The 14450-nt window shown below is 49.4% G+C and carries 13 protein-coding genes; 5 read left to right on the top strand and 8 right to left on the bottom strand.

All coding sequences use genetic code 11. The features are described 5' to 3' along the window. Window positions 1-240 precede the first annotated feature (240 nt). Both nifJ and DW677_RS04630 read right to left on the bottom strand, forming a co-directional pair. Window positions 241-3777, bottom strand: coding sequence for a pyruvate:ferredoxin (flavodoxin) oxidoreductase (gene nifJ / locus DW677_RS04635; RefSeq protein ID WP_015554637.1), 3537 nt, complete (start codon window positions 3775-3777; stop codon window positions 241-243). Window positions 3778-4262: 485 nt separating this feature from the next. Beyond that, window positions 4263-6017 (bottom strand): VanW family protein, encoded by a 1755-nt coding sequence (locus tag DW677_RS04630; protein WP_117566560.1) that lies wholly within the window; start codon window positions 6015-6017, stop codon window positions 4263-4265. Between the two features lie 199 nt (window positions 6018-6216). On the opposite strand from DW677_RS04630, the gene DW677_RS04625 reads away from it, so the two are divergent. After that, window positions 6217-7080, top strand: coding sequence for a PHP domain-containing protein (locus tag DW677_RS04625; protein WP_117566559.1), 864 nt, complete (start codon window positions 6217-6219; stop codon window positions 7078-7080). Here the strand turns inward: DW677_RS04625 and DW677_RS04620 are convergent. Continuing rightward, window positions 7077-7544 carry a bifunctional precorrin-2 dehydrogenase/sirohydrochlorin ferrochelatase gene (locus tag DW677_RS04620; RefSeq protein ID WP_117566558.1) on the bottom strand — a complete coding sequence of 156 codons (468 nt, stop codon included), beginning with the start codon at window positions 7542-7544 and terminating at the stop codon, window positions 7077-7079. The genes DW677_RS04625 and DW677_RS04620 overlap by 4 nt on opposite strands. 329 nt (window positions 7545-7873) lie before the next feature. On the opposite strand from DW677_RS04620, the gene DW677_RS04615 reads away from it, so the two are divergent. After that, on the top strand, window positions 7874-8116 hold the full coding sequence (locus DW677_RS04615) for a hypothetical protein (RefSeq protein WP_015554641.1): 243 nt from the start codon (window positions 7874-7876) through the stop codon (window positions 8114-8116). 60 nt (window positions 8117-8176) lie between these two features. Here DW677_RS04615 and DW677_RS04610 read toward each other — a convergent pair whose 3' ends face one another. After that, window positions 8177-9346, bottom strand: coding sequence for an alanyl-tRNA editing protein (locus tag DW677_RS04610; protein WP_117566557.1), 1170 nt, complete (start codon window positions 9344-9346; stop codon window positions 8177-8179). Between the two features lie 26 nt (window positions 9347-9372). Beyond that, window positions 9373-9678, bottom strand: coding sequence for a hypothetical protein (locus tag DW677_RS04605; protein WP_117566556.1), 306 nt, complete (start codon window positions 9676-9678; stop codon window positions 9373-9375). A 221-nt stretch (window positions 9679-9899) separates the two neighbouring features. On the opposite strand from DW677_RS04605, the gene DW677_RS04600 reads away from it, so the two are divergent. Then, a complete protein-coding gene (locus DW677_RS04600) occupies window positions 9900-10136 on the top strand; it encodes a chorion class high-cysteine HCB protein 13 (protein ID WP_117469690.1) in 237 nt (78 codons plus the stop codon). Between the two features lie 32 nt (window positions 10137-10168). On the opposite strand, the gene DW677_RS19060 is transcribed toward DW677_RS04600, so the two are convergent. Next, window positions 10169-10297, bottom strand: a complete 129-nt coding sequence (locus DW677_RS19060; RefSeq protein WP_278286989.1) for a hypothetical protein — start codon at window positions 10295-10297, stop codon at window positions 10169-10171. Window positions 10298-10420: 123 nt separating this feature from the next. Between DW677_RS19060 and DW677_RS04595 the strand changes: the two genes are divergently transcribed. Beyond that, window positions 10421-10867 (top strand): hypothetical protein, encoded by a 447-nt coding sequence (locus DW677_RS04595; RefSeq protein WP_015554644.1) that lies wholly within the window; start codon window positions 10421-10423, stop codon window positions 10865-10867. After that, window positions 10854-11147: a hypothetical protein gene (locus tag DW677_RS04590; protein ID WP_117469691.1), complete on the top strand. Its 294-nt coding sequence runs from the start codon at window positions 10854-10856 to the stop codon at window positions 11145-11147. The genes DW677_RS04595 and DW677_RS04590 overlap by 14 nt, the downstream gene beginning before the upstream one ends. Before the next feature lie 123 nt (window positions 11148-11270). On the opposite strand, the gene DW677_RS04585 is transcribed toward DW677_RS04590, so the two are convergent. Next, complete coding sequence (locus tag DW677_RS04585) at window positions 11271-12107, bottom strand: hypothetical protein (RefSeq protein WP_117469692.1); 837 nt, start codon at window positions 12105-12107, stop codon at window positions 11271-11273. A 212-nt stretch (window positions 12108-12319) separates the two neighbouring features. Then, window positions 12320-14302, bottom strand: coding sequence for a S9 family peptidase (locus DW677_RS04580; RefSeq protein ID WP_117566555.1), 1983 nt, complete (start codon window positions 14300-14302; stop codon window positions 12320-12322). Window positions 14303-14450: the final 148 nt, after the last annotated feature.

Here is a 14450-nt window from a genome sequence, read left to right as displayed (position 1 = left end):
GTCCGTTCATGTCTCAACTGTATGAATACTCTTAATACACTTAATATAGTAAAAAAGACCCGTAATGTCAATGAACATCACCGGTCTTTTCTCTTACGGAATTCTTACGATACAGTACAGTCTCGTACATGCACAAATTTTCACCAGCTGCCCACCGGCAGTTTCTTCCGGGCACACCGCAGCGCAAAAAGACCCCGGCCACAGCTGAAGCTGTTCCGGGGTCTTTCATGATTCTGTTAATTATTTCTCATCGTAGAGTGTAACTAACTTCTCAAGGTAAGCGTACTTATCCTTAGCATTCTGCTCTGCCTTAGCAAACAGCTTCTCAGCTCTTGCCGGGTTCTTAAGTGCGAGGGATGTGTAACGAACCTCACCCTTGATGAACTCCTGGTAGTCAACGGTAGCCGGCTTGCAGTCAAGGCTGAACTTCTTGCCCTCAGCTGCCGGGTTGAATCTGAAGAGGTTCCAGTAACCGGACTGAACAGCAAGCTTCTCCTCTGTCTGAGCCTTTGCCATACCCTTCTTGATACCATGGTTGATACACGGAGCGTATGCAATGATCAGGGACGGTCCCGGATATGCCTCAGCCTCAGCGATTGCCTTGATGGTCTGGTTCATATCAGCGCCCATGGAGATCTGTGCAACGTATACATAGCCGTAGCTCATAGCGATTGCAGCAAGGTCTTTCTGCTTAACTTCTTTACCGCCTGCAGCGAACTGAGCAACAGCACCTGTCGGAGTAGCCTTGGAGGACTGTCCGCCTGTGTTGGAGTAAACCTCAGTGTTGAATACCATGATGTTGATATCCTTGCCGCTTGCAAGTACGTGGTCAACGCCGTTGAATCCGATATCGTAAGCCCAACCGTCACCACCGAAGATCCACTGGGACTTCTTAGCCAGGAAATCTTTGTTCTTGACGATGTCCTTGCATGTCGGGCAGTCAACGTTCTCAAGAGCAGCTACGAGTTTGTCAGTTGCAGCACCGTTTGTAGCACCGACACCGAATGTGTCTAACCACTCCTGGCATGCAGCTTTTACTTCTGCTGTTGCGTTCTCGTTTGCAGCAACTTCCTCAACTTTAGCCTTTAAGCCATCGCGGATTGCCTGCTGAGCGAGTAACATACCATAACCGAACTCAGCGTTATCCTCGAACAGGGAGTTAGACCAAGCCGGTCCTTTGCCTGCCTTGTTTGCTGTGTAAGGTGTAGACGGTGAAGAGTTACCCCAGATAGAAGTACATCCTGTTGCGTTTGCGATGTACATTCTGTCACCGAATAACTGTGTGATCAGTTTTGCGTACGGCGGCTCACCACAGCCTGCGCATGCGCCGGAGAACTCAAGGAGCGGCTGTTTGAACTGGCTGCCCTTTACAGTTGTCTCTTTGAATTTATCGATTACATCCTGCTTGATGTCAAGTGTCTGGCCGTAGTTGAATACTTCCTGCTCTGCAGCGTTTCCTTCAAGCGGAACCATGGTAAGAGCCTTCTCACCCTTCTTGCCCGGGCATACGTTCGCACAGGAACCACAACCGGTACAGTCAAGAGCGGAAATTGTCATAGCGAACTTGTACTCCGGCATACCAGTCATCGGGATTGTCTTTGTGCCAGCCGGTGCCTTAGCAGCCTCTTCCTCTGTCATAGCTACCGGACGGATAACTGCGTGCGGGCAGACATAGGAACAGAAGTTACACTGGATACAGTTGTCCGGATTCCAAACCGGTACGTTAACTGCGATACCACGTTTCTCGTATGCAGCGGAACCGGACGGAGTTGTACCGTCAACGTAATCCTTGAACGCGGATACCGGGAGGTTGTTACCTTCCTGAGCGTTTACAGCAGCCTGGATGTTGTTAACGAAGTTGATAACATCCTCGCGGCCCTCTGTAGCGTGAACCATGTCAAGGCCTTCGTCTTCACAGTTCTTCCAGCTCTCCGGAACCTGAACCTCTACGAGTCCCTTAGCGCCGGCATCGATCGCTGCCCAGTTCTTCATAACAACGTCTTCACCCTTACGGCCGTAAGTAGCCTTTGCAGCTGCTTTCATAAGCTCGTTAGCCTTATCAGCCGGGATGATCTTTGTTAACTCGAAGAATGCGGACTGAAGGATCGTGTTGATACGGGTCGGACCCATACCTGTCTCGATACCAAGTTTAACACCGTCGATGGTGTAGAATTTGATGTTGTGATCAGCGATGAACTTCTTAACCTGTCCCGGTAAGTGTTTCTCAAGGCCCTCAGCATCCCACGGGCAGTTGAGAAGGAATGTACCGCCGTCAACAAGCTCCTGAACCATGTTGTACTTGCGGATGTATGCCGGGTTGTGGCATGCAACGAAGTTTGCTTTGTGGATCAGGTATGTGGACTTGATCGGAGTATGTCCGAAACGTAAATGGGACATTGTAACACCGCCGGACTTCTTGGAGTCATAATCGAAGTAAGCCTGAGCGTACATGTCTGTGTTGTCACCGATGATCTTGATGGAGTTCTTGTTAGCACCTACAGTACCGTCTGCGCCAAGACCCCAGAACTTACAGTTTGTAGTTCCTTCCGGAGTTGTAACAAGCGGAGCGCCTAACTGTAAGGAAAGGTATGTCACATCATCGTTGATACCGATTGTGAATCTCTTCTTCTCTGTGTTCTCGTATACAGCAACGATCTGTGCCGGTGTTGTATCCTTGGAACCAAGACCATAACGGCCTGTGAATACCGGAACCTTATCGAACTTGGAGCCCTTTAATGCTGCAACAACATCAAGGTATAACGGCTCGCCGATGGAACCCGGCTCTTTTGTTCTGTCGAGTACGGAAATCTGCTTAACAGTATCCGGAATTGCCTCGATCAGGGCTTCTGTGCAGAACGGTCTGTACAGACGAACTTTGACAACGCCGACCTTCTTGCCCTGTTTTGCAAGGTAGTCGATTGTCTCCTCGATTGTATCGTTAACGGAACCCATAGCGATGATAACATGCTCAGCGTCAGCAGCTCCGTAGTAGTTGAACAGCTTGTAATCTGTGCCGATCTTAGCATTTACTTTATCCATGTACTCCTGTACGATTGCCGGAAGAGCATCGTAGTACGGGTTACATGCCTCTCTTGCCTGGAAGAAGATATCCGGGTTCTGAGCGGAACCTCTCTGTACCGGATGGTTCGGGTTCAGAGCGTTCTTACGGAATGCATCAATGGCGTCCATATCAGCCATTTCTTTTAAATCCTCGTAATCCCATGTCTCGATCTTCTGGATCTCGTGGGAAGTACGGAAACCGTCGAAGAAGTTGATGAACGGAACTTTACCCTTTAATGCTGCAAGGTGTGCAACCGGTGTTAAGTCCATAACCTCCTGTACGCTGGATTCGCAGAGCATTGCGCATCCGGTCTGACGACAGGCGTAAACGTCGGAGTGGTCACCGAAGATATTTAAAGCGTGAGTTGCTACACAACGAGCGGATACGTTGAATACGCCCGGAAGCTGCTCACCAGCGATCTTATAGAGATCCGGGATCATAAGAAGAAGACCCTGAGAAGCTGTATAAGTTGTTGTTAATGCACCTGCTGCAAGGGAGCCATGTACGGCGCCGGCAGCACCTGCCTCGGACTGCATCTCGGTGATCTGTACCGGCTGTCCGAACATGTTTGTTCTTCCATCAGTTGCCCATTCATCGGTAGCTTCCGCCATCGGAGAAGAAGGGGTAATCGGGTAGATGGCTGCTACATCCGTAAATGCATAGGAAGCATGAGCGGCTGCATGGTTACCATCCATGGTTTTCATTTTTCTTGCCATAGTTGATTTCCTCCTGTAAAGTGTATAAATATGTAAATATTTATTTAACTAGCTTGTGTCCTGCATACACAGAACATCTATAGATTATTATAGCAATTTTTCCCTAAAATGCAAATCAAAAACACTGGAATCATGTACCAAATCATAAACAATATTAAAATTTCCGTATCATCTTTCCACATTATGGAATATTATCCGCATTGTGAGAATAGTTATTTGGTTAGTTCTAAGAAACTAATATTTCAGCTCCGAGTTAGCTTTGGCAAACCAATACATCAATAAAGACCTTTCATTTTGATATGTATTTCCTTTAAATAAAAAGTGGCGATCCAGGAAATGTATTTTATTCCTGTTCACCACTTTTTTATATAAAGTAAGGATTTAATTTTCCATGCACTCAGCTGACCAGTTTTTTCAGCCACGGATAATCCGTTCTATGTGACAGACTCGATCTCTTACCGGCAAGTGAAATCCTCTTCTGTCTCTTACTGCCCATTCGGAGAAATCAGCCCCATGTCAGATGGTGCCTGGTTCGTCTCCGCCGCAGCCGCCGTCGTGGCCTCGTTCACATATCCTGGACCATAATTCTCGCCCAGGGATGGCACTGCCGTTGTCGGCGGAGCTGTTGTCTCCAGTGCCGTCGTCGCCGCTGCTGTTGTCTCTGCAGGTGCTGCTGCCGTTGTCTCTCCCGCTGCCTCAGAGGACGCAGCCGATGCATCGGCAGATGCAGATTCTGTCGCTGCCACAGTACCGGAAGTGTTGCGCTTGATGGTCGCCGCCTTTCCGGTGTAGGTGCTGTTGTGGAGAAGCACATCGCTCACAACCTGTCCGTTCTTCTTCGTGATCAGCTTTGTCTGCCATCTGCTGCCCGGAGTTGCCGCTTTCGCAACGACCTCTACACCCGGCTCCAGTGTTGGATCCTCGACGTAGGTCGGTGTCGGCGGATCCAGCTCCTTAATCTTCTCAGAATGCATGGAAACAGTCACGCCGTCCTCCAGAATCGGATTTCCATAGATGGATACCGTCAGTGTCTGGTTGGAGTATGCCGCCTTGATTCCCACTGCAGTCTTTGAGTTGTTTACAAACCGCAGATCCGGACCGGCATAGCCGTCGTAGCTGACCATTGCATCCTCACCGGGAGTTACATAGGACGGCTCGTAGGTATGGGCATGGCGCTCAGTGGTCTTGAGACCTGCGAATACGACCGCATTGTAAAGAGTCGAGGACACCTGGCAGACACCGCCGCCCGGTTCCTGTACCACAACGCCGTTTGAGTAGGCGCCCGCCGGTTTGTAACCTTTTTCCGTTGTACGGTTTCCCGTCATCTTATTGAAGGAGAATTCCTCGCCAGGCTTAATGATCGTTCCGTTGATCGCCACGCAGGCAAGACGGATATTCTCATTTCTGTCCTTGTTTGTCGTTGTCTTTGTCGTGTAGGTTCCGATGCGCTTAAAATTTTCCCGCGCCTGGGCCTCCGTGATCTCCGGCTGGACCTCGTCTGCTGTCGCCGTGATCGTCTTATTGTACTCTCCCGCCTTCATAGCAGAGAGAATATCGGATGTGAGTTTCTCCTGATCGATCTTCTTTCCGGTCTGGGCACCGGCAAATGTGAATTTATCGGATGCCTTATCATAAGTAGAGATCGATCCATTCTTCGGCTCCACATCCCATTTTGCGGCAAGCGCTTTTACTTCCACCTGAACCGCGTCATCGAGACCGTCAGTCTCCACGGTATAATCCCCGGATTCCTTCTTCGCAAATGCTTTTTCGATTACAGCGTCCACATTCGCTTCCATCAGGTTCGGGAGATCCGCGGTCTCATCGCCGAAGGAGACCTTCATCTCCCAGCCCATATCTTCCAGGACCTTCTTGATCGCCTCTGTTTTTGTCAGACCATGGACCTGGACTCCGTTCACAGTGATCTCCGCTGCCATCTCTGTCTCAGGCTCTGTCGTCTCTGTCTCCGATTCACTTTCCACGCTGGTTTTATCGTCTTCGGACCGCGCGCAGCTCTGAAAGCCCACCGCCGCACAGATCAGTAAGATCAGAACTCCGGTCACGATCAGTACGATCTTTGCCATATCCGGTCCCTGGCGTCTTCCGCGCCGTCTTCCGGAACCTCCTCTTCTGGATCCGGTTCCCCGGCTTCTCGCATTCTGGACTGCCATGATGCGGTCCGCGCTGCTTGACTGGCGGGAACGTCTTCCGCCCGCTCTGCTGTTTCTGTATGTGTCACTCATTTCTTCTCACCTTTTATCTTAAACCATTGATGTTCTCTGCTCCGTCAGTTCAGTATTTCAAGGGTGCAGATATGCAGGTACTAGTATAGCATAATTTATAGAAAATGGAATAACAGAAATCTTAAATTTTATTCACAATTTTGTCTCAAATATGTTAAACTAGGTAACAGTTGGAAATTATTTCGGAAAGGATATTATTATGAAATTAATAGATCTTCACATACACTCCACTGCCTCCGACGGCTCCTTAACTCCCACGGAGGTCGTAAACCGCGCCAACGATCTCGGTCTCACCGCAATGGCCCTCACGGACCATGATACCGTCGCAGGAATCGACGAGGCCCTTGAGGCCGCAAAAGATCTTGACATGGAGGTCATCCCGGGAATTGAGGTCTCCTGTATCTATAAAGGAAAAGAGATCCATATCCTGGGGCTCTACATTGATCATAAGGATCCGAAGCTGCTCTCCTTTCTAAAGGAAGCGTCCAGAAAACGCTATGACCGCAATATGGAAATGTTGGCCGCATTTAATAAGGATGGATTTGAGATCACTGAGGAAGATCTCCTCTGCGGAAATCCCGGAACCGTCATCACCCGTGCTCATTTTGCGAGAGCGCTCTTAAAGAACGGATATGTAACTTCCGTTGACCAGGCTTTTAAAAAATATTTAAACCCGGACCGCCCATATTACCGCTCCAGGGAACTTATCACCCCGGAGGAAGTTCTCGCGACACTTCTCGGCTCCGGCGGTTTCCCGGTTCTCGCCCATCCGCTCCAGTATAAGCTCGGCTGGGCCGGCACGGAGGAACTCGTCTCCATGCTCACTGACCATGGTCTCCGCGGTCTCGAGTGTTTCCACTCTTCCAATAACCAGGATGAGAGCGGAAAGCTCCGCAAACTCGCAAAAAAATACTCCCTCGCCCTCACTGGCGGCTCTGACTTTCACGGTGCCGCAAAACCCGATATCGAGATCGGTTCCGGCCGCGGTGGGCTTCGGGTTTCGGCGCTTTACCTAGATGATATCAAACTTTCTATGTTCATGGCTGGAATGGGCAGAAGCTAAACAGCTATTGTTCTCAATATTTGCCGTACCGCCGCAGAGATCTTCGCCGCCAGCCTATGATCTCCCCCGCCGGAAGTTATTCCGACAACCGTATCGCCGTCTTTCGCGATTCCCGGAAAATAAAAATCACATTGATCCCGGTTTGACGCATTGTTTACCGGGATCTTTTTTTTGCGGCAGTCACAGACTATCTTTTCATTTACCTCCGGGGCTGTTGCTGCAAGAACAAATATAAATCGAGAAGCTTCTCCCACATTTCCCAGACTTTCAAGGTCCGTCTCATCATATCGTTTTTTCTTCCAGAGAACCTTTTCCCGCAGTTCCTCACATACTTCCGGAGATACAACAGTGATCTCGCACCCGAACTCCAAAAGCGTCCGCACCCTCCTCATCGCGATCTTTCCGCCGCCGACTACAAGCACTTGCCGCCCCTCAAGGTCCACAAACAATGGAAAATATGCCATTTTTTTCGATCCTTTCCCAGTTTTTGGTACATTTTCGACAGTCCTCCCTGCCTCCGCCAGATCTTTCCCATAAATTCCATAAAAATCCAGTTTAGATTGTTAAAATTTTATCTATTCCGTCGATTGTTTTTTCCTTACCCATCTGGTAGAATTCAAATCGTTAAAAGAAAAACGAAGTGACAAAGCAAAACAAGCGTAACTGGAATGAAAACAGGATTCGTAACAGCTGCCATGTATCCGCCCGGAGAACTGTCGGAGACAGCTTTCACAGGCAATGGCACTAAGAAGTTACAGCCAGTTACAATCACCTTTTAAGGAGGTAACGAATTATGAAATTAAAAATGAGAAACATTTCCAATCTTGATACATTTTTCAAAGTCATCAACCAGTGTGACGGCGCTGTTGAGTTAAGTCTTCCGGAGGGCGGAAGCGTAAACTTAAAATCCAAGCTCAGCCAGTACTTCTCAATGGCTACCGTATTTTCTAACGGCAGTATCAAGGAGTTAAGCCTCACCACTCACAACGATGAAGATTCCAAGCGCCTGATCCAGTACATGGTTCAGGGCTGCTAAGCAGATCACAATAAAGCTGTCCCCACCGCGCCAAAAGGCAGCGGCAGGTTTAGCCCGCCGCTAGTCGGCCATAACAAACCCTCTGGCGGCCAGACTGGAGAGCAATTCTTCCTTCCTTGCGAAGAAAGTTCCCTGTGCCATCTGGCTGCTGCCCCCGCCTCTCCCGGAGAGTTCCCCATTTAATTCCTTCGAGAGAGTGCGCATATCCTCGCTCTGGCTCCCCAGAACATAAGAGAATCCCCCATTCACACTTTCTGACAGAGCGAGGACAATCCCCCCCTTCTTACCTTCCAGCGCGAAATTCACAAAATGGCGGAGTTCCGTCATATCGAGTCCGTCTTCTATCCAGCAGATCTTGCTATTTCCACCGTTTAACTGATCCGCATAGATCTTCATGAGTTTTCTTGACATCTCCGAGCACTTTGCCTGCGTCATCGTCAGCTCATTTTTTACCTTTTCCACAGCATCCGCAGTCTTTCCAGCCTTTGCGGATAAAAGAACAGAGATCTTCTGAAGCTCTTCTCTCTTTTTCTCATAATCCATAACTGCAGCCTCACCACAGAGCAGGGAAATTCTCACGCCGCCCTTGTAGTGGATCATGGTCAGGAACTTTACAAGTCCGATCTCCCCCGTCGTCTTCACATGGGTACCACAGCAGGCACAGGTATCACCGCCAGGGATGCTGACAATACGGATAGCACCGGTGAGTTCTTTTTTGCTCCGGTAATCCATATGGGCAAGTTCCTCAGCAGACGGGAATCCCGCATAGATCTCCCGGTCCTCCCAGATAATTCTGTTTGCCTTCTTCTCAATCTCCATGAGATCTTCCCACTCTAACAGGCCATTGAGATCGATGGTGATCTCCTCAGTCCCCATATGGAATCCCACATTGTCATACCCATACTTCGCGTGAATCAGCCCGGACACAAGATGTTCGCCGGAATGTCCCTGCATATTCTGGAATCTTCTGTCCCAGTTGATCTCACCTGTCACAGTCTCACCGACCGCAAGCGGCGCATCCGTATAGTGGACGATCTCTCCCTTTACATCATGGACTGCCGTTACATGCGCTCCGCCAAGAATTCCTGTATCATATGGCTGTCCGCCGCCTTCCGGATAGAATGCGGTCTGGTCCAGAGCCACCTCATATCCTTTTTTCCCTTTTTCGCAGGAAAGTACTTTCGCCTCGAATGTGCGGATATATGCGGAATCATAGAATAGTTTTTTCATAATTCGTTTCTCCTCTTATATTTCTGCTAGTGTACCCAGGCGCCGCTGCCGTCCACACGATATCCATCTGGAGCCACCGTGTTGGTCAGCAGGCTGCCATTTTCATCTGAAAAGTACCACTGGTCTCCAATTTCAAACCATCCTGTCGCCGCATAGCCGTCCGCGTTCTGATAGCTCCAGCCGGCACTGTCCGATCCTTTCCATTTATATAGACAGAAAGCTGCTGGATCTTCGCGGCCGCCAGTGACGGAAACGCAGAAGCTCCAATGCCAAGAAGTGCAGCTGCACCGATCATTCGTATCTTCATCGTGTTTTTCATACTTTCTTCCCATCTCTTATAAAAATTGCTGCGGGTATCTTTGCTGACTTTTCACTTTCCCATCATACCACATGAAGCAGCAAAAGTACACTCACGTTCGGTCCATATAGAATTTTTCCTTCAGCAACTGCTTCTGCCGGGAATGAACTGCAACATTTTTCATCTTCAGAGTGAAAGTCTGACATGCCATGATGCATATACTGGAAGTGTAAAGATAATTCCGGAGGAATTAACATGAGTGATTTAGCTGCTACAAACTGTGGATGTGGATGCGATGCTCCGGCATCAGGATGCGGCGGATGCGGCAACAACATGATCTGGATCATCCTGCTCCTGTGCTGCTGCGGCGGATACGGACATAACGGCGGTGGATGCGGATGCGGCAACGGCTGCGACAACAGCTGTATCTGGATCATTCTCCTTCTCTGCTGCTGCGGCGGATGGGGAAATGGATGCGGTTTCGGCTGCTGACCGAACCGGCATCTCAAAAGACTGCGGGGCGGCTAACGGCCGCCCTTTCTGTTCGTTCTCTCTGCATTTTCTCCTTTCTGAGGTCTGTTTTCCTTTTTTCTCCTCTCGCACTCCTCATCGATCTCGTAGACAGCATTTCCATCTATGACAAGTCTTCCCACGTTTTCTCCTCCCTGGGCTGGAGCCCCTTTCCCTATATTTTATTCCCCTGTCCTCTTTTCCGTGCATTTTTCGCATGAATCCGCCGGTCCTCTCATATATTGTCACATGCAGGAGGTCCCAATATGAGTGAAAAAGATTTAAAGCTGACCGACCTGGACTATGCCACAGGTGATCATCACTTACAGATGATGAAGGCCGCTCTTCCCTATCTGGATATCAGACGGCAGCGGTCTCTCTCCATGTTCATCCGTGCCAGGGAGATGATGCACACCATGGAATTTTTCCGGGAGAACGATGACGGGATGATGAGCGTATGTTCCCTGGAGTCCCCGAACCCATCCGTCGAAGATATGCTGAGTGCAGTCCGCCCATATGCAAATAAGGCGGAACAGGATACCATCGATATGATCTCTCGCTTTCTTGCCAGCCGCCGCGGACGATCCGGTTCCGGGCTCACTCCGGAACAGCTGTTTTCCATTCTTCCCCCGGATATGCAGGCACAATACGAAACCCTGCAGTTAGTCATGCAGAGTTTTGCCCCAGGAGGATCTGCCCATGGAACAACATGATCAGGAAAGATCCTGGAAATCAGATCCGCGGCTCCATCACATGGATGCGAAAAAGATCGCTTTACTGGCTTCCTTCGCCGATGAACTGGCCGCAGCCCCAGAAGCTCAAAGAATGAATCTATTTTTAGATCTGCACAGGAAGATGCGGCAGTCCAATCTGGTTTTTTCCAGCGAGGAGCGGGATCTGCTCTTTTCCATCCTGACAGAAAATCTGTCGCCGGATGGCAGAAAGAAGGCAGAAATGATCCGTCGCCTTGCCGGACAGTTCCCGCCAAAATAAGGTGTATTCTGTCCTGCAAGATTTAGAGATGTCTGCTGCAGGCAAAACCATCAGGTGCGTATAGTCAAAAAGATCCCTGGAATTTCGCCACCAGTGTGAGCGATTCCAGGGATCTCTTTACTTTTACATTCCTTCCAGTTCTTCCACCTCACCGGCGATCATGATTCTCGTTCCGGAATCCATAGACTGAATCAGCATTCTCACATAGGACTGGGCAAGCTGAATCCCGCAGAAAGACTTATTCTTTGCGCCGGATTGCTGGCAGTTGACCACAAGAGCCGGGTATCCTTCAGAACCTTCCTCCGGTTTCAGGATCATGCCAAAGTTTGAGAACGCTCGCATCTCCTCCAGATTCACATACTGGTTCGACAACAAGCCAGACGGCTTCTTTGCGGTGATAACACCGAATCCATCCGCTTCCGGATCTGTGATCCAGTAATCGTCCGATGTCAGTTTATGATACGGGACGAGACTTCCCGGATCATTTTCGTTTCCAAAGGTGCTCTCCAGGCGGTAAACGCCGTAAATATCGGAATCTTCTCCCTGTGCGCCGGAAATATAACAGTTGACAGAGAAATTCTCCTGCCAAACCCCGTTTTCCGTTCTGGAGAGGTAGAGCATTCTCGAATTCCCCGGCAGCTGTTTTCTTTTCACTTTTACAACTTTATCGCTGGAACCATTTCCTGTATTTGTCTTTACCGTGTCAGTATCATTTTCTATATTATTTATGATCAGAACCAGGCTGTTCACATCATCTGCGATTCCCATCTTGTCGATCCAGCGTCCCTTGTCCTGCTGAGTCTTCCATCCAAGATCCACCGCAACCTCGTCATCTGCCGTCTGTGTCTCCAATGTGATTGTATCTACCTGGGTAGTTTTTGCCGCACCAAACACCGTTCCGCCGGAAATTCCGATCGCCGCTGTCAGCGCAAGAAATATCGCATATAAGCGTTTTCGCATGCAAAAATCTCCTTTTAAAATCAAATTCCGCACATAGGTCAAAAAGACCCACGCTTATATGTATAGTACCATACTTTACACCGCTTGTCACCGAAAAATGCATACTGACGAAATTTTGCCACAAAAATCCCCCGGTCAGCCGCATTTCTGCTGCCAGCCGGGGAACTTCTTATATCTTCAGTCTGCAGGTGCTGCCGCGCCCTGCCTTCTCTTTACTTCAAATACTTCTCAAACCACTCCATCATCTCCGTCATTCTGCGGATCCTGTGTTTCGGCTTGCCGCTTCTTGAAAGTTCGTGGTTCTCGCCATGGAAGAGGCACATGCGGGCTTCAACGCCGAAGTATTTTAACGCGGAGAACATCTGGATCGCATCGCCCATCCAGCAGCGGTAGTCTTCGTCCGACTGGATAAAGAGGGTCGGAGTCTTTGCCATGTTAACGTATTTTAACGGGGAGTGCTGCCACATCTTTTCCGGGCTGTTCCACGGATCCGCCTTGATCTGGTCCATATTGAAGTAATATCCGATATCGGTGGTCATGCACTTGGATACCCAGTTGGAGATACTTCTCTGGGAGCAGGCCGCCGCGAATCGTGTGGTGTTTCCGATCACCCAGTTTGTCATAAATCCGCCGTAGCTTCCACCCATAACACCCAGGTGCTTCTCATCAACCTGCGGATAGCGCTTCAATACCTCGTCTGTGAGTGCCATACAGCATTCAAAGTCGATTCCGCCATGCTTTCCTGTAATATCCGCGAACTCATTTCCACGTCCGTCACTTCCAAGCGGGTTTGTGAAGAATACGAAATATCCGGCATTTGCGAATACCTCGCTCTCGTGGAAAAAGGTCGGACCGAAGGTCGCGCGCGGACCGCCGTGGATCGTTAAGATACCAGGGTACGTCTTATCAGGATCAAAGTTTACCGGTTTGATCACATATCCGTCCAGTTCAAGGTCCTTGTATGTAAAGGTAAACTCCTCTACCGGGCATACGCTTCTCTCTGCCATCACTGCGTCGTTAAAGGAAGTGAGCTTCGTCTCCCCGTTTCCGTCAAACGCGTAGCACTCGGTGAGTCCCATATCGCGCATACCGGTAAAGTATACGGTATTGCCGGACTTCGCCAGTGTGTGGACACTGCCCTGGCGGTCCAGAATCGTCTCCATATTGCCCTCAGCGTCGAAGGTCCGGATCACGCTCTGTTTTCTTAAAGTCGCGATAAAGTAGATCTTATCTTCATCATGGATCGCAGAAGCTCCGTCCGCGAACTTGCAGTCACAACAGATCGTGTTGCGGATACTGTCATCATAATCGGACAGAAGTTCCACTTTCCCGTCCTCTACTGTATACAGTTTGTCATTCTCGTTGAACCCGTATTCCTTCATATAGGAACCGAAGAAGGTCACTTTTCCTTTGAGGATGCACGCGTAATCGATGCTCATATTCTTCTGCTCCACAAGCGTCTCAAGCTCACCGGTGGAGACCGTATACTGCTTTAATCCCTGGTAAACATCCTTCTTGTCGGTATAAAGACTGGAAACATAGAGGATTGTATCGTCTCCCTCTACCCAGGAAGCCTCAACATTCTCATAATCCGGAGTCACGATCTCGCAGGAGCCGCTTTCCAGATCATAGACCGCCAGTCTCGTTCTCTTCTTGTTTACGATTCCCTGACCGTTCGCCCAGAACGGAAGCTCGTCGAATACCTCGTAGTCCTTCTCTTCCTTCCAGGCCTTGAGAGCGGCCTTCTTCTCCTCGTCCTCTTCCATATGGGAGAGATCCGGCTTATTGTAATCATATTTCACCGTGAGGACAAGTTTCTTTCCGGCTTTTTTCATCTTCACTGCCTTATACGGAACAGCGAAAGCGAACTGTGCCTCGCCACCGTGGATATTCAGGGTGTAGAAGCAGGTCCAGTCTTCCTCGTTCTTCGCCTTTTCCTGATAAGTCTTCTCACGGTCCGCAATAAAGAGGACCGTCTCGGAATCCATCCAGATAAACGTGCGCTCTTTCTTTCCGCTCGTCAGTCTGGACGTTTTCTTTGTCTCCATATCATAGAGCCATAAGCAGGACTCATAGCAGTTGTCCTTCTCGTTGGCATCCACCACCGCCATCACCGCGTGCTTTCCATCCGGTGCCGGGGTAAAGATCGTAGGATAATGATAATTTGTAAAGTCTCTGATATCGATCTGTTTCATGGTTCCAGGTCCTCTCTTTCCTATTTATATATGTAGTTTTATCGCAGGAGCATTTCCCTGTCAAATTTAATATACTTACGTATCTGTTCGATACCATCACAGCCCTGCACAGCATAAACCACGTCAGCTCTGTCGGCAGTTCCGATTG

The sequence above is a fragment of the Clostridium sp. AM25-23AC genome (genome assembly GCF_003435125.1).
In the GTDB taxonomy this organism is placed as follows: Bacteria; Bacillota; Clostridia; order Lachnospirales; family Lachnospiraceae; genus Pilosibacter; species Pilosibacter fragilis.
Note: the sequence above shows the minus strand (reverse complement) of the source record. Positions and strands in the feature narration are given on the sequence as shown.